Origin of the sequence: Rhodococcus sp. 05-2254-6 (assembly GCF_002258565.1) — a bacterium.
GTDB lineage: Bacteria > Actinomycetota > Actinomycetes > Mycobacteriales > Mycobacteriaceae > Rhodococcoides.
The window spans coordinates 73,142-92,132 of the sequence record NZ_NOZF01000054.1; the positions used below are offsets into that span (position 1 = coordinate 73,142).

Genomic DNA, 18,991 nt, shown 5'->3' on the forward strand with positions numbered 1-18,991 from the left:
TGCGTACGACTTGCCGGAAAATATCTCTGTACATGTTTCTTTTGCTCCACAGTTTCTATAGTGTGACTTGAAATACAGTCCGGCATCAACGGCAGAGGAGCACTCAGTGAGCGTCGAGAACGATCGCGACAGCTGGATCACCGACTGGGAGTTCAGCGAGCGGTACCCGGTGTACACCCGAGCCAACGCCGGGGAAGTACTTCCCGACCCGTCGAGTCCCCTGAATGTGACCCTTGTCTGGAACAAGGGCCTCAACATCGGCTGGCGCGAAGGATATGTGGAACACCTCGGCACTCACCTGGCCTCCGAGATCGACGAGACCATGCCACAGATCATCGGCAACTTCGGCGGCTACCACTACACCAACTTCTCGATGACCGAGCTGAACGGAGCCCGCCTGCCGGGCTTGACCGTTCCGGTCTGGAACAGCCTGTGGGTCGGCGATCACCCCGACATCCCGGAATACGTCGAACAGCCCTGGCACCAGAACGACCGACTCACTGCAGGATTGGCCGACAAGACCGCGTGGGCACTGACCACCGACACCTTTCCCGAGGCAGAGGAGGCGAAGCGTCGCGCGGACGACGCCCGCGCCGCGCGCCCCGACATTGCTGCACTGACTGATCGCGAACTGGTCGACCACGCGCGATCCTTCGTTCCGGACCTCGTTTTCTGCTACGCCTACCACCCCGTGACCACCACACTCTCGACCATGGGGCCGGCCGTAGCCGGAGCCCTTCTCGATGCGATCGGTGAGGCCGACAAGCTCGGCGACCTCCTCAGCGGGCTGGGCGGAGTCGACTCGGCAGAACCGTCGTACGCCCTGTGGAACATGGGTCGGTCGGTGGCGAAGTCCGCGGAACTGACCTCCCTGTTCGACTCCGGTCTCGCCACCCTCCTCGAGGCCGTCAACGCCAGTGACTCCCCCGATGCGAAGCAGTTCCGCCAGGACTTCGACGACTTTCTGTACAAGTTCGGATCGCGCGCCCCGAACGAGTGGGACATCCGTTCCGACAGTTGGGAATCGAAGCCGGTGCTCGCTTTGCTCGCCATCAACGGCATGCGCCTGAGTCCCGACGAATCCGACCCCGAGGTCATCAGAGGGCGCAACGAGAACAAGCGCATCGCACTCACCGCGGAGCTCGCCGCCAAGATGCCCGACGACACAACTCGTCAGAGTTTCCTCGACGCCGCCAAATCCATCACCAAGTTCATGCCCTGGCGGGAGCGGACCAAGACGGCCTGCGTCAAGGTCATGGGCGAGATGCGCACGGCCCTCTACGAATTGGGCCATCGTATGGTCGATCGCGGCATCATGGGCGACCATCACGACGTCACCATGTTGCTCGACGACGAACTCGACGCGTTCGTCGCCGATCCCGAAACTTTCAAGAGCACCATCGCGGAGCGGCGCGAGCAGTACCTCGCGCTCTTCGACCTGGAGCCCCCCTTCTTCTTGTTCGAGCCACTCCCGCTCTCGCAGTGGCCCAGAAGGACCGAGAACAAGGCGCAGGTCGCAGCTCCCGGCGATTCGATGACCGGAGTCGGTGGTGCACCGGGGGTCAGTCGTGGACGAGCACGCATCCTTCATGATCCCTACGAGGTCGGTGACCTCGCCGAGGGAGACATCATCGTCGCTCCGCAGACGGACCCGGCCTGGACTCCGCTCTTCGTGTTTGCCGGCGGCGTCGTCGTCAACGTCGGTGCCACCATCACTCACTCGTCGATCGTGTGCCGTGAACTGGGCATCCCATGCGCGGTCTCGGTGCAGGACGCCACCCTGAGAATTCCCGACGGTGCAATGATCGAGGTCGACGGAAACACGGGAACGGTGACCGTACTGTGAGTCTCGCAATCGGGTTGTCCCTTCCTCAGCTCGGCGAACACGTCGATGCCGGGGCCGTCCGCGCCTTCGCCACCTCGGCCGAGGAACTGGGCTTCTCGAGCCTGTGGGTTCAGGAGCACCTGTTCTATCCCGAGCAGAACGAATCGATCTACGGCGGGCGACACACCACCAGTGTGCATCCGGCGTATCGCTCGGTACTCGGTGCCACCGAACTGATGGCGTTCACCGCGGCCTGCACTCGGACTGTCACCATCGGCAGCAGCATTCTGGTGGCCGGCTACCATCGTCCGGTCGAATTGGCGCAACGCTTGTCGACTCTGGACCTGCTGTCGGGCGGACGACTCGTGGCAGGACTCGGGGCCGGCTGGTCCGATGAAGAACATGCTCAGATGGACGTCGATCCGCGCACCCGTGGCCGTCGGATGGGCGAATTGGTGCGGGCCGTGCAGGCCTGTTGGGGACCCGACCCGGTGGAATTCGAAGGCGAGTTCTTCACCATCCCCCGGTCCATCGTGCGCCCCAAACCGGTGCAACAGCCACACCCACCGCTGCTTTCTGGTCTTCGTTCGGCAACCGGATTGAAGCGCACCGCAGCACTGTTCGACATCTGGAATCCCAGTAGCGGCAGCCCGGAAGCTCTGCTCGAACAACTCGAGACGATGCGCGGCCTGCGTCCGGAAGGTGCACACCCGGTGCGATTGTTCCTACGTTCCTACCTGCAGCGTCCGACGGACGCCGTCGGATCCGGAGGCCAAGGCATCGACGGGGTAAGAGGCGACATCCGCACTGCCCTGGCGGCAGGCGCAGAACACCTGATCGTCGAGCCCAACTTCTGGGACGCGATGCGTTCGCCGAACGATTGGGTCGACGCACCGGCACAGTTGGCAGTCCTGCTCGACGACGTCGAGGAACTGTCGACGGCGAGCGCATCGTGAACACCGTCGCTGTGGTCACAGGTGCAGGTTCGGGTATCGGCCGTGCGACCGCTGAGATCATCCTCGAAAACGGCGGCTCGGTCGTTGCATTCGACACCACCGCGGAATCCTTGGATTGGTTGTCCGGCAACGACAATGCGGTGCCGTTCGTCGGCGACGTCACCCGACAGGACGACAACCGCGCAGCGGTGCGTCACGCGGAGACCTCGTTCGGACACCTCGACGCGCTGGTGCTCAATGCCGGTGTTCCAGCTTCCGGATCCATCGAAACCCTCGACATGGAGGTCTTCGACCGCTCGATCGAGGTCAACCTTCGCGCCGTCGTACTCGGTGTGCGCGAATCGATTCCCGCGTTCCGGCGCACAGGCCGCGGTTCGATCGTGATCACCGCGTCCGCAACCGCGCTCGGTGGCGAGCCGAACCGCTGGCCGTACGCCGCGGCCAAAGCCGGCGCTGTGAACCTCGCGCGGTCCTTCGCCCTCGACCTGGCGAACGACCGAATCCGCGTCAACGCCGTCTGCCCAGGGCCCATCAGCACCGGCATGACCCGACGCATCGAGGACAACACCCCCGACCGCTACGAAGCGCTCAAAACGATGATCCCCCTACACCGTTGGGGCACCGCTCGGGAGGTGGGCGAGGTCATCGCATTCCTGGCCTCGCCGCTGGCGTCGTTCGTCACCGGTGTCGCGATTCCGGTCGACGGCGGGGCCACCTGCGGGAGCGGTCAGACAGTGCCGGTGCCGGCTCCCGCCTGACCCACCGCGTCAACGGCTCGGGTCCACCAGCACCTTGGCGTGCCGACTCGTCCCGGAATCGAGTTCGGCGAACATCCCGACCAATTCACCGAGCCCGATCGTGCCTGTGTGCAAGGACTTCAGGTCGATTCGACCTTCGGCAACCAGCGTCATCGCACCGATGAAGTCCTCGTGCGAGTACGCCAGCGAGCCGATCACCGTGAGCTCCCGCGACTGCCAATCGCCGTAGCTGACCGAGGAATCGGTGCCCGGATACCCGAGCAACGCCAGGGTCCCGCCGCGTCTGACGAGCTCGGCGGAGGGCTGCATCAACGCGGCGACTCCGGTGCACTCGAACAGGACATCCGCGCCGAGACCACCGGTGACCTCACCGAGCAGCGCTGCGAGATCCGCCGGTTCCACCACGTCTGCGAAGCCCAGATCCGTTGCTGCCGCTCGACGTGCGGCCGACGGCTCGCTGACGAGAATGCGGCCTGCTCCGGCGGTACGTGCGTGTTGCGCGGTCAGTAGACCGATAGGACCCGCACCCTGAACGACCACCGTGGACCCCAGCGTGATCGCGGCACGTTTGACGGCATGGAACGTCACGGTCGCCGGCTCCATCAACGCGGCCTCCTCGTCGGACAATGCGTCGAGCACCGGAATCGCTCGGCGAGCCGACACCGTGAGGGTGGTGGCAAACCCGCCGTGCACGGGTGCGTCGTCGGTGATGCCGTTGGCTTCTGCAAAGGCCAGGTCGCAGTGAGCGGCGTGACCTGCCCGGCATTGGGCACACACACCGCACGCAGGCCCGACACCGGCCACCACGCGTTGACCCACCCGCAGGGTGGTCACGTTCTCACCGACGGCGCTGATCGTGCCTGTCCATTCATGTCCGAACACGGCCGGTGGCAGAGCAGCGGACGAGTATCCGTGTGTGTCGGTCGCACAGATACCGCAGTAGCGGATGTCGACGACAACAGCGTCGGGGGCAGGCGGCGATGCGGCTTCGATCGTCGTCTCCGCGGTTCCGGGTGCGACGACGTGGACGTACTTGCGCTCGACGGTGCCGGTCATGACAGTATGCAATGCAGTTTGTTGGTCATGTCTCCAGTTTGTCACTTTCCGCGTCGTCGAGCACCTTTCGCGTCGCTCGACCCAGTTCTGCAATCCACGCCCGCGTGTCGGCCGCGCTACGGGCGGACGGGACCTCCACGCTCACCGCAGCCGTCGATGGGAGTGCGTGCACGAGATCGGCCAGTGGGAATGCACCCAGTCCCGGTGGGAGCCTGTCGGTTCGAGCCTCGGTGATCGCAGCATTCAGGTCGTCCGAGGGCTCCGCCGACGCTGCATCACAGATCTGCCAGTACGGCAACGAGTTCTCGTCGACGGCGTCGAGATCGGCCAGCTCCGATCCCGCCCGGATCCAATGCAGGGCGTCGACGAGGACGCCGGAATCGCTCCCCCGAGCTTCGGCGACGAATGCAGCAGCGGCAGTGAAGTCCCGAACAGACGAGAAAATCATCGGCTCGAGACAACACCGTAGGCCGTACGCCCCGGACAACTCCGACAGGAGGTCGAAGTTGTCGATTGCTCGACTGCGATCGTCATCGAGCACCGTCACGAGCAGATGCTTCGCCCCGAGTTCGGCACCTGCCTCGACAATCGCCGACCAATCGCCCTCGGAGCTTCCGGGATGCAGCTTGACCACCTCGACATCGAGAACTCGTATCCCGTTGTGCGCCAACGCAGATGCTGTATCCCGCAGCAGCGCCGATCCCGCCGGGAGAAGGAATCCCCTGTCCCGTTCGCCCTGCGCCACCCGGATACCCACCGCGTCGAAGCCACCCGACGCAGCGCAGTCGATCAACTCCGGGGGTGATAGGTGCAGCGCCGACAGATGCGACAGGGACAGAACCCGAGGCGTCACTTCTGCCAGAGTGTCTCGAATTCACCCTGGTAATCCGCGACACCGACGTAGTACCCGGTGTCCTCGTCGAGGACTGCCGACCCGATGTTGTCACTGTTGAGCAATTGCGTGGGGAGGAACGAGGCGTCGGCCGCTGCGAGGTCGTCGCCGTTGAAATGCCGCGCCAGAGTGTCGATGACGCGCCACCCCAGAATCTGCACCGGGAAGCCGACCCACACACTGTTGTCGCCACCCTTCAGCGACTCGAGGTTGTCCGGTGTTGGCGTCTGACCGGCGAAAGTCACCTGATCGGTCAGGCTCGCACCACGCAGCGCCGCATCGACACCCAACACGAGATCGCCGAAGGAGAAGACCGCGTAGTTGATGGTCGGGTCCCGCTGGAGTGTACTGACGACGCTCTGCGGAGTCTTGGTGCCGAGATCGGTGACCTGCTGATTCACGAGTTGGGTGGTGCAGTCCGGGCACTGGGCTTCCAACTGAGCTGTGAATGCGTCGGTGAAGACGTTGAGGATCGAGTAGTCGGTGATCGAGAAGATTGCGACATTCGCCTGCCCATCGCTGTCTGCGACGACCTGACTAGCGACCATCTTTCCCCACTCCTCGACCTGAGCGTCGCCGTCCAAGGCGGTGGAGATGACACCGGCGACGGGAGGGCCCGCGATACTGTCCGCGATAACGGGAATGCCCGCGGCATCGGCAGATTCGATCTGCCGGGTGAGCATCGTGAGCGGGGTACCAGAGATGTGGATCGCGTCCGGCCGCAGCGCGATTGCCTGGTCCATCGCCTTGGGTGCCGCTTCGGCGTCGGTGCCCATCAATACTCGCTGATAGCGCCACCCGAGGACGTCCGCCGCCTGCTGGATGGCATCGTTCTTCGCGCTCGAGATCGGTTGCGGGGTCTCGATACTGATGACGTACTTGCCGCTGTCCGGAGCTCTGCTCAACGGCGTCGTCAGAACCAGATCGGCCGGCGGGGCCTCGTACTGATCGGCGACGGCCTGCGCGCCGGCGACGTCGGCAGCTTCTCCGGTCGCCGTCGTCTCGTCCGAGCTGCTGCATGCGGACACCAACAAGCTTGCGGACACGAGGGCAACGAAAGCCTTCGTCCAGTTGGTCGATTTCATGTGATCGCCTTTCGGGGTAGGTCTAGGTACGGCGGGCAGTTCGGGCCGCGAGAGCCACGGCGACGATGAGGGCCAGTCCGTTGAACAGGTCGTTGACGAAACTGGGTGCGCCGGCCAACTGCAGCCCCTTCACACCGGTGGCAAGCAGATAGATGGCGATCAGTGTGCCCAGGACGTTGACCCGACCTGCGCGTATCTGAGTCGAGCCGAGGAATACGGCCGAGAACGCGGGAAGCAGGTACGACGGGCCGATGTCGGGTGCGGCGGTGCCGAGCTTGGCCGCGAGGACAACTCCGGTGAAGGCCGCGATGGTGGCCGAGGTCATCAACGCGCCGAACATGATTCGCTCGACTCGTAGCCCGGCGAGCCGTGCGGCCTGACGGTTACCACCGGTGGCGTAGAAGTAGCGACCCAACGGGGTCTTCTCGAGTACGACGTACATCACGGCAGCGACGCCGATCATGTAGAAGAACGGCAACGGCAGGCCGAGAAACGGCTTGCTCCCCAGGTCGAGGAAGCCATCGGTGAATCCCTCGGTGATCTGCTTTCCGTCGGTGACCCAGTAGGTCCCCGCCAGCAGGATGCTCGACATTCCCAGAGTGGCAATGAAGGAATCGACCTTGAGCTTGACCACGACAAAACCGTTGACGGCCCCGATCAACGCTCCGCACAGCACCGTGGTGACGACCGCGATGGGTGTGCCGATGCCCTGCGAGAGCTGGTAGGACACCATCGCGACCGAGAACCCCATGATGCCGGCGATGGACAGATCGAACACTCCGGCGGCGAGCGGCACGATCAACCCGATGGCCAGCATGGCAGTGATGGCCTGGTCGCCCGCGATGATGCGAAAGTTGCCCTGGGTCATGAAGGTGTCCGGAATCCAGAGCGCGAAGAGCGCGATGACGGCGATCCACACATAGAGACCGCTGAAGCGATCGAGTCCGAGATTCGGCCGTCGTCTCGACGTGCGCCCCGCCGCACCACCCTCGGCGCCCGGCGGCGGAGTGTGCGGCGACGCTGCGGTGCCTTCGTGGGATTGTGTTGTCATGGTGATCCTTTCACCGATCTTCTGCGCCGGACCGCGCTGCGGCGGACACAGGTTTCTTCAGAGTCGAGGCCGTCAGTCGATCCGGGTCGATGCGGGGGCGGGAGAATTCGTCGACCACCCGGCCGACCGAGAGGACGATCACCCGGTCGCACAGGCGCGTCAGTTCCCCGTGGTCGGTGGACACCACGAGCACGGCGGCACCGTCCTGAGCGGCCTTGTCCACGAGTGCATGGATATCGGCCTGAGCACCGATGTCGACACCCTGAGTCGGTTCGTCCAGCAGCAACACGCGAGGACTGCGTCGAAGCCACCTGGCCAGTACGACCTTCTGCTGGTTGCCCCCGCTGAGGGTGCCGAGATGGCGCTCGGTGTCACCGGCGGGGCGCACGCCGAGTCGCTCGAGCCACGTGGCCACATCGGACTTCTCCCGTTTCACTCGCACGATCCCGCCTGTGGAGAACCCCCACGGGTCAGCGACCGAGACGTTCTCGCGAAGGGAGGCGGTAGCAAAGGCAGCATTCGAAAGCCGTTCGGCAGGTACGCATCCGATGCCCGCCGACATGGCAAGGTCAGGGCGGCCCTGTTCCACGACCACACCGTCGACGATTACGGTGCCGCGTCGAGACTCGGCACCGAAGAGTGCAGGCACGATCTGCTCCCGACCGGACCCGGTGATCCCGGCGATACCGAGGACCTCACCGGACCTGATCGCGAACCCGAAGTTCTCCACCGCTCCGCAGTTCAACTCGGACACCTCGAGCACGGGCTGCCCCTCGGGGTCCGAGGTCTCCTCCGGTTCGGCCAGGAAGTCGTCGATACGGCGTCCGATCATCAACTCGACCAGGCCTGATTCGTCGAGACCGTCGAGTGGTCGTGTGGTCACGATTGCGCCGTCCCGCATCACGGTGACGCTGTCGCACAGCGAGAAGACCTCGTTCAGATGATGCGAGACGAACAGGACTGCGACACCGCGATCCCTGATTCTGCGCACCAGCTCGAACAGCCGAACGGACTCTGCTGCGGGAAGATTGGCCGTCGGTTCGTCGAGAACCAGTACTGCGGCTCGACCCGACCTGTCCTGAACCGCACGGGCGATCGCGAGCATGGTGCGTTCGCTCATACTGAGCGCCCCGGCGAGCTTCCCCAGTTCCAGCTCGACTCCCAATTCGGCGAGGGCGGCTTCGGCCCGGGATCGCTCGGCACGGAAGTCGATCGTTCCGACCGCGGTGGTCAGGTAGCCGTGGCCGAGTGCCAGATTGTCGACGACATCGAGGGTTTCGACCAACCCGAGTTCCTGGTGGACGAATCGCAGGCCGGCAGCTTCACCGCTGCCGGGGACACCGAGGGCCAGCTCGTGACCATCGACCGATATTCGGGCACCGTCGTCCGGGTCGTGATATCCGGCAAGCACTTTGATGAGCGTCGACTTGCCGCACCCGTTCTGGCCGACCAGCCCTCGAATCTCCCCCGGGGCCAACTGCAAGTCCACGCCGGCGAGCGCGCGATGCCCGCCGAAGGTCTTGGAAAGACTGGTGATGCTCAGTGCATCGGTCATGGAAGCCCGCCTGTGACTTGAGTTACTTGAGTCTCGCTTTTGTTACCCACGTCATACTCAACTATGTACAGGGATAAGTCCAGCAATCTGCGAAACTCGACATTGTTTGCCTCAGTGCAGGAATCATGGAACCTGCCGGAACAGCAGTACCTACGGTGACCGAACGCCGACTCTGCATATCTGCAGTCGTTCATCAGTTAGCTGCATCAATATCGACAGTGGAAATCGAGGCATCAGGGATGAGCGAGTTCGAGTTGGGCAGTGTGGTTCAGATCGCGTACATGGTCGACGACATTCACGAGGCGGCCGCCGACTTTTCGGTCCGTACCGGGGCAGGCCCGTTCTTCGTGCGTAGAAACGTCATCACGGCCGCCGACGGCCCCGACGGCAGAACGGGGGCTTTCGACCACTCATCGGCCTACGGGCAATGGGGCCGCATGCAGATCGAATTGGTGCACACGCACTCGGCCGAACCGCCGGAATTCGCCGAGACCACGCGAGCACGCGGGTGTGTGCACCACGTTGCGATCATGGTCGCGTCGTTCGCCGAGCACCAACGGCAACTCACCGAGCGTGGTTGGCCGGCCCTACTGTCGGCGTCCACCCCGCACGGCAACAACTTCGCGTTCCACGATGCGCGGCCGCAGCTCGGACATCTCCTGGAGATCTACGAGCCACGGCCGAGCATTCTCGAGCTGTACCGGCGTGTTGCCGACGCCGCGACGAACTGGGACGGAACCGATCCCGTTCGCCGCCTCTGACGCGTCTAGGCCTCGGCGAGTAGGGCAGCCGCTCGTTCACGGGCCAGCGTCAGCACCTGCGGGTTGCCGGAGTTCCAGAGAACCGTCAGTTGCTTTCGGCAGATCTTCCACTCACCGCCGACTCGCACCACCGAATCGGTGTAGTACCCGCCGATGGTGAACACGGCATCGCCGGAGGTGTTCGGGAGTACGTGCTCGGCTCGCACGTAGGTGATGACCGTGCCCCGATCACCCTCGACCGTGATGTCGAAGTTCGACAAGAAATGTTGCGACGCAACGAGCCCCGGGAACAGCATTCGCCCACGCTGCACCCAGTCCTCGGCGCGGAAGTGCCCACCGTTACCCGCGCGGTAGCTGGTGTAGTCGACGTCGATCTGTCCGATACCCGACTTCTTCATGCCACCGAACGGTGCAAGGGCATTGAAGCGCCCACCGTTGATGCCCACCTGACCGGTGCGCAACCTACGGGCGATGGCAATCGCTGCGTCGTCGTCGGCCGCGAACACGGCTCCGGACAACCCGTACTCGGAGTCGTTGGCAATGCGGACCGCGTCGTCGATCCCGTCGTAGGTGAGCACCGTGAGGACCGGGCCGAACACCTCTTCACGGGCGATCGCAGAATCGTTGTCGACCCGGCTCACCACCGTCGGGCGGACGAAGAATCCCGACCGTAGTCGATCGTCCAGGTCTGGCACGTCGCCCGGCCCACCGACCACGAAGTGAGCGTTCGAGGGAACTGCGGAGAGGTGATCGAGGACAGATTGCTGCTGCTCACGCGATGCCATCGGTCCGATGTCGACGGATTCGTCGAGGGGGTCACCGATCCGCTGCGAGCCGACCAACTCCGCCAGCTTCTCCTCGACGTACTCGAGGCGATCGGCGGGTACCAGCAGCCGCGTTGTCGCAGTGCAGGTCTGCCCGTTGTTGACGTAGCAGCCGCGCACCGCGGCGGTCAGAGCTGCATCGAAGTCGGCGTCGGGAGCGATGACGAAAGCCGACTTGCCTCCCAGCTCCAGAGTCACTTTCTTTATTCCGGCTGCAGCTACCTGTCCGACGCGGGCACCGGCTGCCGTCGAGCCGGTCAGACTCACCATGTCGACGTCCGGGTGTCCGGCCAGCCGCTCCCCCACCCGGCCGCCTGCCCCACTGACGATGTTGAGCACGCCCGGGGGCAGCGCGGTCGAATCGGCGATCTCGGCGACGGCGAACGCGACCAGCGGGGCCACACTGCTGGGCTTGACCACCGTGGCGCATCCGGCTGCAATGGCAGGCGCGACCTTGGCGGCGAGCTGGTAGAGCGGGTAGTTCCACGGCGTGATCGCGCCGACGACACCGATGCCGACCTTCAGGATCAACGATGTCCCGCGACGTTCCTCCAACGAGGTGTCCTCGAGAATGTCCGCCATCGATCGGAAGATCGTGACTCCCAGCCCCACCTGTACGGTTCGAGACCGCGCGATCGGCGTCCCGACCTCGCGCGCCATCATCTCGGCGAGCTCGCTCTCGCGTTCGACCAGCCCGTCGGCGATCCGCCGCAACACCGAGACGCGCTCCTCGATCGAGGACTGCGACCACACATCGAAGCCGGAGCGCGCTGCGGCGACAGCGTCGTCGACGTCGGTTTCCGTTCCTGCGGGTACGCGGGCGAGCAGCTCACCCGTCGTGGCGTCGAGCACATCTACGGTGCCCCCGCCCGCGGAGGCCACCCACTTCCCGCCGATGTAGAGCTCGGTTCGGTCGTCCATGTCGCGATCCCTCTTCCCGTACGGCGGTCGGCCGAGTGGCGGCCATCACACGCAGCCTAGCTGCAAAAGGCGACATGCTGTCAAGTAACTAGCCGCAGTCAAACCTGTACAGAGTTGGACAAAGTTTCTTGACATCCACTACCATTTGAGTAGGTTATGAGCACCGTCACAGTCCCGCCTACGGTAGACGTACGTCACTTGCCGAAGGCTGTTCCCCACGGGGGACCGGAGAGCGCCAGGAGCACCATGAACGACCTTGCGACCACCACATCCGAATCGACCGCTCTGGTCGACCTCGTTGTGAAGGGCATGCTTCGAGGGCCGGTCACGCCCGAGCTACAGGCTGTCGTCGATGCCGGTGACGCCGTGGCCAAGGGCCCGATCGTCATGCCGACGCAGGCCGGAATCGCCGCTGCCGGTGCGCAGGTTCGTCTCACAGACGGAAGCGACGAGCACTCTGCGGTCACCGACTTCCTGCGCGCATTCCTACCGGTCAACCGTCGGCTGCGGGAACTGTGCACCGCATGGCAGTGCCGTCCGGACGGCACGGCAAACGACCACGGCGATGCACAGTACGACGCCAGAATCCGCGACCAGCTCGAGGACATTCATACGTCCGTGGCCAAGCTGCTCCGCCGCGGTGGGAAGCAGTGTGCAGTCCTGCTGGAGTACCGCGACCGCCTACATGTCGCACTCGAACGGTTCGACAACGGCGACACCGCGTCGATGACGTCGCCCTTGACCGATGGCTATCACACCGTGTGGATGTGGCTCCATCAGCACGTGCTGATGATGCTGGGACTCACCCGCGCCGAGGACGAGGCCCTCGAGGAGGAACTCGTTCGCGGTAGCGCCGAATGACCCTGTCCGACAGTTCCGTACTCACCTCCGCGCGCGCAGCAGTGCCGTACGGGCAAGGCCGTGCTCGCGGTCTCGGTGCCGACGCGCTGGGGGTTCACGGCGTCGAGATGGACAACCTTGTCGCGCTCGGGCTTCCGGTCGTACCCGGGCTGACGGTGCCGATCGGGTCCGGTGCCGGCCTGCGCGTACCCGACACCGCGAGCGCCACGATCGATCTGTTGGAGAAGTTGGCAGTCCGCGGGATCTGGCCGTCGGTGCGCACCGAGCGCCGACCCATGCTGCTGCATCTGCGATGCAGCGCACCGGTTCCGGTGTCGGCTCTGCCTCCTGCCATCTCGGTCGTCGGGCTCTCGCCTCTGAACGTCGATGCACTCGTCGAGGTGATCGGACGCGATCGCGACATCTACGACTCGTGGGCTGCGACCCTTCGATTCGTCGCCGAAGGTGCCCTCGACGTCGACACCGACGATCTCGACGATCTGGACGAGGACCACCCCGACAGTCACTCTCGCGTACCCGCCCTTCTCGAACTGATCGAACGTGCGACGGGCAGTCCGTTTCCCACCGAACCTGCCGAGCAGCTCGGCCTCGCAGCGACCGCCATGTTGGCTCGCTGGGCCTCTCCCCGCGGGCAGCGGGCCCGCCGCTCTCTGTCCCTACCGGACGATCTGGGCCTTGCACTGCACGTCCGTGCTCTGCGACTCGGCCCCTGGGACGACTCGGGCCATGGTTCCGCCGTCAGCCGCGACCTCGAAACCGGCAAGTACGCACCCCACGGCGTGTTCCACCTCGGTGTCCGCAAGGCCGATCCCAATCCCGGTCCTGGCGAACCACTGTCCAGCACTCCCGGTGGTGAACAGATCCTCGATCAGATCTTCGCGACTCTCGAGCCGCATCTGCGCGGTGTCGCCGAGATCGAGTTCGAGGTCCGCGATCGCCAGCTCGCCCTGCTGAGTGCAGGCGCGCTGGACCATCCAGGCCCACGTGCGGTCACCAATCTCGCCGTGGATCTGGCCAACGCGCGATCGATCGACCGCAGCGAGGCAGTGCGCATGCTCGAGCCCGACCTGATGCAGGACCTTCTGCACGCTCAGCTCACCCTCACCGGTAGCGAGCAGTTGCTCGTCCGCGGACTCCCCGCGTCACCGGGTGCGGCCGTCGGCGAGATCGCACTGTCGAGCGATCGAGCACTTGCTCTGGCAGCGCAGGGCAAGGCCGTCATCCTCGTTGCGTCCGAGACCAGCCCCGCCGACGTGCCCGCTCTGTTGGCAGCCACCGCGGTCGTCACGTCCAACGGCGGGCTCGCATCCCACGCCGCCGTCGTTGCCCGCGGTGCCGGTCGTCCGGCGGTCTGCGGCGCGGCGACCATCCGCATCGACAAAGAGCGCGCCACCGTGACGGCCGGCGGCGTGACCCTCGCCGAGGGCGACACCGTCTCGGTCAACGGCCGTACCGGTGACGTCTACGTCGGTACCGTGGCAATTCGGCCGGCCGAGCCGTCAGCGGAACTGGAAGTGTTGCTCGGTTGGGCGGACGACATCCGCGAACTGCGAATCCGCACCAACGCGGACATTGCCGACGACGCCGCTACCGCCTTTCGCCTCGGTGCCGAGGGAATCGGACTGTGCCGCACCGAGCACCAGTTCCTCGGCGATCAACTCCCGCTCGTTCAACGGCTGGTACTGGCCGAGAGCGAGGCCGAGGAGATCGAGGCCATTGCGGCCCTGACCGCCGCGCAACAATCGGACTTCACCGACCTGCTCCGTGTCGTCGGCGACCGACCCGTCACCGTGCGCTTGCTCGATGCGCCGCTGCACGAGTTCCTCCCGGCCGACGGCCACTATCGCGACCGCGAACAAGCCGAACGTGCTGCTGCCACACACGAATCGAACCCGATGCTCGGTCTACGCGGAGTTCGATTCGCCATGGTGCAGACCCGGTTGTATCCCGCCCAGGCCGAAGCTCTGTTCCGTGCGTGGGTCGTGGTGAACGGCGAAGGAATGACACCGCAACTCGAGGTCATGATTCCGCTGGTGTCGCTGCCGGGCGAACTGACCGAGGCCATCGCACAGGTGCACCGGGCCGCTGCGACCGTTGCCGCCGACACCGGCGTCACCGTTCCCTATCTCGTCGGCAGCATGATCGAGACTCCCCGCGCAGCCCTGCTGGCCGAACCATTGGCCGCCGAGGCCCAGTTCCTCTCCTTCGGGACGAACGACCTGACCCAGCTCACCTACGGGTTCTCCCGCGACGACGTGGAGAAGACGGTACTGGCCCACTATCTCGAACACGGTCTGTTGACGGACAGCCCGTTCGCCGTCCTGGATCGGGACGGTGTCGGCGCTCTGGTCTCCATGGCCGTCGACCGTGCCCGCACCGCTCGTCCCGACGTCAAACTCGGTGTCTGTGGTGAGCACGGCGGCGATCCGCAGTCCATCTCGTTCCTCAATTCGCTCGGCCTGCACTATGTCTCGTGCTCACCTCGGCGGGTCCCGGTTGCCCGGCTCGCCGCGGCGCACGCCACCCTCGAAAGCCGGTGAATTCCACACGATGAGCGCCGAACTCGACGCCCTTCGAGCTGCCGTCCGCGCTGCTGCCACCGAACTCGGCGGACACGACCTGTGCCGTCGACTCGATCCGGCCGGCCCAGGATGGGACACGCGCGCCTGGTCGATACTGGCGGAGCAGATCGGAACGGCAACACTCGGATTACCCGAATCCTGCGGTGGCATAGGTGGATTGGACGAGTTGGCCGTCGTCGCCGAGGAGCTCGGCGCTGCCCTGCTTCCGGTCCCCTTCCTCTCGACCCTGTTCGCGGTGCAGGTGCTCGTCGGCGCAGGCAGCGCCGAGGACGTGGTGTCCGACATCGCCGAAGGGCAGCCTGCGGCATTCGCCGGGCTCGACCGGCGCGGGTGGTGGTCGCCCGACCACCTGCCGTTCACCGCCTCGGAGAACAGCCACGGATGGACGGTGAGCGGGCACACGCCAGCCGTCCCGGGTGCCGCAGGCTCGCGATGGATCGTCACCGTGGCCGCAACTCCCGACGGCCCCGATGTCTTCGTCCTCGAGGCGTCTGCCGACGGCGCGTCGATCTCCCGCGTCGAGACACTGGATCTGTCCCGTGCTCAGGCCTCCGTGACCCTCACCGATACCCCGGCTCGGCGTCTCACTACCGGCGGAAGCGCCTCCACCGCAGTCTTTGCGGCGCTCGACATCGCCTGCATCGTTCTCGCCGCCGAACAACTCGGCGGTGCCCAGGCCAGCCTCGATGCCACCGTCCGGTACGCCAAGGAAAGACGGCAATTCGGCCGCGAGATCGGCAGCTTCCAGGCGGTCAAGCACTCTCTCGCGGATCTTCTGGTGCTGGTGGAGTCCAGCCGCTCGGCGGTGACCCGCGCGGTCGAAGCCGACGATCTCACCGAGGCCGGCTCGGTCGCTCAGGCGTGGTGCTCGGACGCGTACCGAACCGTGACGGCCGAAGCGGTGCAGCTGCACGGCGGAATCGGCTTCACCTGGGAGCACCACTGCCACCTGTACTTTCGACGTGCACGCGCAGACGCTCAACTCTTCGGTGGTTCCGCGTTCCATCGGGAACGTCTGGCCCTCGCCCTCGCCTGGTGAGACCTCCACCCGGTAGATCAGCGCTTGTCGCGCCCCGACCACGGCCGATCACGATTCTCCCGTGGCTCGGACGGTAAGCCGAGCACTCTTTCGCCGATGATGGTTCGCTGAATCTGATCGGTGCCGCCCGCCAGCCGGTAACCCGGGCTACCCAACACGTGCTCGGACCACGCGAAGAGGTCGTCGTTCACCCGGGCGGAGATGTTCTCTCCCAACAGGTCTGCGGCAATCTCGCCGATCCTGCTCAGCACGTCCGATGCCATCAGTTTTCCGACCGACGCGGCCGGTCCCGGCGAGATCCCTGCCGCAGCGGCCCTCGCTACCCTGTCGGCGGTGGCGGCGCGCAGTTCGGATCGGATGTACACGTCGGCGATGTCCTGACGCACCAGCGGATCGCCGGCCACGCCGAGGGATTGTGCGAGAGTCACCAACTCTGCGACCGAGCCGCCCTTCTTGCGGGTCACCGAACCGGAGGCGGTGCGCTCGAAGGCCAGAGTGGCACCGGCAACTTTCCACCCCGCGCCGACGTCGCCCAGGCGCATGCTGTCGGGAACTCGAACGTTGTGCAGGAACACCTCGTTGAAGGATGCGCCCCCGCTCATCTGCCGAATCGGGCGGATCTCGACGCCCTCGAGGTCGAGTGGAACCAGGAACGCGGTGATTCCCTTGTGCTTGGGCACGTCGGGATCGGTGCGGGCCAGGAGCATCCCGAGGTCTGCGAACCGTGCGCCCGACGACCACACCTTCTGCCCGTTGAAGATCCACTCGTCACCGTCGCGCACCCCACGGCATCCCAGAGCCGCCAGATCCGAGCCGGCACCGGGCTCGCTGAAGAGCTGACAGGCCAGCAAATCCGTGCGCAGCAAGGGATTCGCGTAGGTCTCACGTTGTTCGTCGGACCCGAACATCGCAACCGCGGGGCCGACGAGACCCGTGGTGACACTGATGAGTTCGGTCGAGGGCGGAACATCGAACTCGCGCTCGGCCTGAGCGATGGCCGATGCGAACGACGCGGGAAGCCGGCGTCCACCGTGCTCGACCGACAACGTCACCGCGCCGTAGCCTGCATCGAAACGCCTGCGACGGTATTCTCTGACGGCGTCGAGCAAGGCCGACTCGTCGTCATCTGACAGATTGCGAAAGACGGCCAGGTCCGGCCGGTCGTCCGGTGACGGGGTCGGCCGCGGCGGGAGGATAGAGCTCAACCACGAGCGGACCTCCGACCGGAAATCGGCCAACTCGGGAACGGTGTCGACAACCTCTGTCATGGTTCGCCTTTCGCTATCGGCTCGTCAGCACGGTGCAGGCCGACAGACCCGGTGCCCCGTAGACATGCGTGAATCCGACGGTCGGCCCGCCGGGCACCTGACGCCCGTCCGCTCGACCCTGCAGTTGACGCACCACCTCGTGCACCTGCCGCAATCCGGATGCGCCGATCGGCTCACCTCCGGCCAGACATCCACCATCGGTGTTGATCGGAAGGTCGCCGTCCCAGTCGGTCGCTCCGGAGCCGAGCAACTGTGCTTGCTCACCGTGCTCGCAGAGCCCGGTTTCGGCCATGTGGATCAAGTCGGACCCGGAATCGGTGTCCTGCAACTGCGCCACATCGACGTCGGCCGGATCCACACCCGCTCCGGCGAATGCAGACGCGGCCGCGTCGATACTCGGGCTGTGCACCGGATCGGTGGTCAACCAGGGTGAGAAGACCTCGAAGGATCCCGGTCGTCTCGTTCGGACTTCGACGGATGCCAGCCGAATCGGCCGCTCGCACATGTCGTGTGCCCGCTCACCCCGAGCGAGAATCAGTGCCACACCGCCCTCGCCCGGCGAACAGAACATGTACTGGGTCAGCGGGTCGTTGATCATCGGGGACGCCAGAACCTGCGCAGAGGTCAGCGGAGTGCGACGCCATGCCATCGGATGCGCGGCCCCGTTGGCGAAGGCCCGCTCGGATACCGCGGCGAGGGCGTACTCGTCGAGTCCGTACCGGTGGAGGTACCGACGAGTCTTCATGGCGAAGTACTGCGTCGTGACCATCAGACCGGTCTGCGCGTACCAGGGGTCGAGACCGTAGGCCGCTGGGTCGGATGCGAATGCTCCTCGCGGGTGCTTGTCGAAACCGACGACTGCGACGATCCCCGCTCGACCGGCGGTGAGCATGTCGGCCGCGGTCGACAGCGCGACTCCCCCTGTGGCGCAGCCGTTCTTGACGGTCGTGAACGGGATTCCGGTCAGCCCGAGCCGAGACACCAGCGAGTCGGGCTTGCCGGAGACGTTGCTGCCACCGACGGCCGCATCGACATCGAACCACCCGATTCCGGCGTCTTTCAGTGCGGCACGAAGTGCGTGTTCACCCATGTCCATGCCGGAGACACCGTCGTGCCGCCCGAAGGCATGCATCCCCGCTCCGACGACGAAGATGTCGGCCGGACTCACGAGACCACCCTGGCAAAGGCGAACGTGACCTGGCCCCCACCGACGTCGAGCAGACGCAACTCGACCTCGTCACCGATCGCGACCTCACCGACTATTCGCGACTCGACCAGAACCGCACCGAGATCGACGTATCCGACGACGAACGGTTCGAATCCCGACGACGGCGGCTGGTACGGCGGTTTCGGCGCGAACGCCTGGGTGGTCCACGTCCAGATCGTTCCTCGGTTCGGCAGCGCGATGCGCGTGACGTACTCGCCGGTACACCCCGGGCACCGATGGGCTGCCGGAAAGACGACCACATCGCAGTCGCCACAAGAACTCCCGGCCAACAGTGGTGGGTCGAGTTCGACGAACAGCCTGTCGTCGATCGCAGTCGATTCCATCTCCTA

16 protein-coding genes are annotated in these 18,991 nt (G+C 65.3%); 7 read left to right on the forward strand and 9 right to left on the reverse strand.

What is annotated here, in order from left to right; translation table 11 throughout:
* Positions 1-106 precede the first annotated feature (106 nt).
* From CH256_RS06915 to CH256_RS06925, 3 genes are read left to right on the forward strand one after another with little or no spacing between them, the layout of a single operon-like run.
* Complete coding sequence (locus CH256_RS06915) at positions 107-1,846, forward strand: PEP-utilizing enzyme (protein WP_094669174.1); 1,740 nt, start codon at positions 107-109, stop codon at positions 1,844-1,846.
* On the forward strand, positions 1,843-2,781 hold the full coding sequence (locus CH256_RS06920; protein ID WP_094639103.1) for a TIGR03619 family F420-dependent LLM class oxidoreductase: 939 nt from the start codon (positions 1,843-1,845) through the stop codon (positions 2,779-2,781). Before CH256_RS06915 ends, CH256_RS06920 begins: the two co-directional genes overlap by 4 nt.
* Positions 2,778-3,539 carry an SDR family NAD(P)-dependent oxidoreductase gene (locus CH256_RS06925; RefSeq protein WP_231893955.1) on the forward strand — a complete coding sequence of 254 codons (762 nt, stop codon included), beginning with the start codon at positions 2,778-2,780 and terminating at the stop codon, positions 3,537-3,539. Before CH256_RS06920 ends, CH256_RS06925 begins: the two co-directional genes overlap by 4 nt.
* 9 nt (positions 3,540-3,548) lie before the next feature.
* Here the strand turns inward: CH256_RS06925 and CH256_RS06930 are convergent, their stop codons facing one another.
* From CH256_RS06930 to CH256_RS06950, 5 genes are read right to left on the reverse strand one after another with little or no spacing between them, the layout of a single operon-like run.
* Positions 3,549-4,595 carry a zinc-dependent alcohol dehydrogenase gene (locus CH256_RS06930; protein WP_094639102.1) on the reverse strand — a complete coding sequence of 349 codons (1,047 nt, stop codon included), beginning with the start codon at positions 4,593-4,595 and terminating at the stop codon, positions 3,549-3,551.
* A 25-nt stretch (positions 4,596-4,620) separates the two neighbouring features.
* Positions 4,621-5,448, reverse strand: a complete 828-nt coding sequence (locus tag CH256_RS06935) for a sugar phosphate isomerase/epimerase family protein (protein WP_256989391.1) — start codon at positions 5,446-5,448, stop codon at positions 4,621-4,623.
* Complete coding sequence (locus CH256_RS06940; protein ID WP_094669175.1) at positions 5,445-6,572, reverse strand: sugar ABC transporter substrate-binding protein; 1,128 nt, start codon at positions 6,570-6,572, stop codon at positions 5,445-5,447. Before CH256_RS06940 ends, CH256_RS06935 begins: the two co-directional genes overlap by 4 nt.
* Before the next feature lie 22 nt (positions 6,573-6,594).
* Positions 6,595-7,623: an ABC transporter permease gene (locus CH256_RS06945; protein WP_094669176.1), complete on the reverse strand. Its 1,029-nt coding sequence runs from the start codon at positions 7,621-7,623 to the stop codon at positions 6,595-6,597.
* A 10-nt stretch (positions 7,624-7,633) separates the two neighbouring features.
* Positions 7,634-9,178, reverse strand: a complete 1,545-nt coding sequence (locus CH256_RS06950; protein ID WP_094669177.1) for a sugar ABC transporter ATP-binding protein — start codon at positions 9,176-9,178, stop codon at positions 7,634-7,636.
* Between the two features lie 239 nt (positions 9,179-9,417).
* On the opposite strand from CH256_RS06950, the gene CH256_RS06955 reads away from it, so the two are divergent.
* Entirely contained in the window at positions 9,418-9,939 is a 522-nt protein-coding gene (locus CH256_RS06955) for a VOC family protein (RefSeq protein WP_068051551.1), read from the forward strand.
* Positions 9,940-9,944: 5 nt separating this feature from the next.
* Here the strand turns inward: CH256_RS06955 and CH256_RS06960 are convergent, their stop codons facing one another.
* Positions 9,945-11,684: an aldehyde dehydrogenase family protein gene (locus CH256_RS06960; RefSeq protein ID WP_094669178.1), complete on the reverse strand. Its 1,740-nt coding sequence runs from the start codon at positions 11,682-11,684 to the stop codon at positions 9,945-9,947.
* A gap of 246 nt (positions 11,685-11,930) precedes the next feature.
* Here CH256_RS06960 and CH256_RS06965 point away from each other — a divergent pair, with 246 nt between their 5' ends.
* The 3 genes from CH256_RS06965 to CH256_RS06975 are packed head-to-tail and all read left to right on the forward strand — an operon-like array spanning position 11,931 to position 16,166.
* The gene (locus CH256_RS06965) at positions 11,931-12,545 is read left to right on the forward strand and encodes a hypothetical protein (protein ID WP_068051561.1); all 615 of its coding nucleotides are present in this window, start codon (positions 11,931-11,933) and stop codon (positions 12,543-12,545) included.
* Positions 12,542-15,085 carry a putative PEP-binding protein gene (locus CH256_RS06970; protein WP_094669179.1) on the forward strand — a complete coding sequence of 848 codons (2,544 nt, stop codon included), beginning with the start codon at positions 12,542-12,544 and terminating at the stop codon, positions 15,083-15,085. Before CH256_RS06965 ends, CH256_RS06970 begins: the two co-directional genes overlap by 4 nt.
* 10 nt (positions 15,086-15,095) lie before the next feature.
* Positions 15,096-16,166, forward strand: coding sequence for an acyl-CoA dehydrogenase family protein (locus CH256_RS06975; RefSeq protein WP_094669180.1), 1,071 nt, complete (start codon positions 15,096-15,098; stop codon positions 16,164-16,166).
* Positions 16,167-16,183: 17 nt separating this feature from the next.
* On the opposite strand, the gene CH256_RS06980 is transcribed toward CH256_RS06975, so the two are convergent.
* The 3 genes from CH256_RS06980 to CH256_RS06990 are packed head-to-tail and all read right to left on the reverse strand — an operon-like array spanning position 16,184 to position 18,985.
* The gene (locus tag CH256_RS06980; protein ID WP_094669181.1) at positions 16,184-17,434 is read right to left on the reverse strand and encodes an acyl-CoA dehydrogenase family protein; all 1,251 of its coding nucleotides are present in this window, start codon (positions 17,432-17,434) and stop codon (positions 16,184-16,186) included.
* A 13-nt stretch (positions 17,435-17,447) separates the two neighbouring features.
* The gene (locus tag CH256_RS06985; protein WP_094639094.1) at positions 17,448-18,602 is read right to left on the reverse strand and encodes a thiolase family protein; all 1,155 of its coding nucleotides are present in this window, start codon (positions 18,600-18,602) and stop codon (positions 17,448-17,450) included.
* Positions 18,599-18,985: a Zn-ribbon domain-containing OB-fold protein gene (locus CH256_RS06990; RefSeq protein WP_094639093.1), complete on the reverse strand. Its 387-nt coding sequence runs from the start codon at positions 18,983-18,985 to the stop codon at positions 18,599-18,601. Before CH256_RS06990 ends, CH256_RS06985 begins: the two co-directional genes overlap by 4 nt.
* Positions 18,986-18,991 lie beyond the last annotated feature (6 nt).

Bases quoted from the DNA above. Each gene is read 5' to 3' on its own strand.
- CH256_RS06970 (WP_094669179.1), top strand. From the start codon at position 12,542: ATGACCCTGTCCGACAGTTCCGTACTCACCTCCGCGCGCGCAGCAGTG.
- CH256_RS06955 (WP_068051551.1), top strand. From the start codon at position 9,418: ATGAGCGAGTTCGAGTTGGGCAGTGTGGTTCAGATCGCGTACATGGTC.
- CH256_RS06945 (WP_094669176.1), bottom strand. From the start codon at position 7,623: ATGACAACACAATCCCACGAAGGCACCGCAGCGTCGCCGCACACTCCG.
- CH256_RS06950 (WP_094669177.1), bottom strand. From the start codon at position 9,178: ATGACCGATGCACTGAGCATCACCAGTCTTTCCAAGACCTTCGGCGGG.
- CH256_RS06980 (WP_094669181.1), bottom strand. From the start codon at position 17,434: ATGACAGAGGTTGTCGACACCGTTCCCGAGTTGGCCGATTTCCGGTCG.
- CH256_RS06930 (WP_094639102.1), bottom strand. From the start codon at position 4,595: ATGACCGGCACCGTCGAGCGCAAGTACGTCCACGTCGTCGCACCCGGA.
- CH256_RS06960 (WP_094669178.1), bottom strand. From the start codon at position 11,684: ATGGACGACCGAACCGAGCTCTACATCGGCGGGAAGTGGGTGGCCTCC.
- CH256_RS06975 (WP_094669180.1), top strand. From the start codon at position 15,096: ATGAGCGCCGAACTCGACGCCCTTCGAGCTGCCGTCCGCGCTGCTGCC.
- CH256_RS06940 (WP_094669175.1), bottom strand. From the start codon at position 6,572: ATGAAATCGACCAACTGGACGAAGGCTTTCGTTGCCCTCGTGTCCGCA.
- CH256_RS06990 (WP_094639093.1), bottom strand. From the start codon at position 18,985: ATGGAATCGACTGCGATCGACGACAGGCTGTTCGTCGAACTCGACCCA.
- CH256_RS06965 (WP_068051561.1), top strand. From the start codon at position 11,931: ATGAACGACCTTGCGACCACCACATCCGAATCGACCGCTCTGGTCGAC.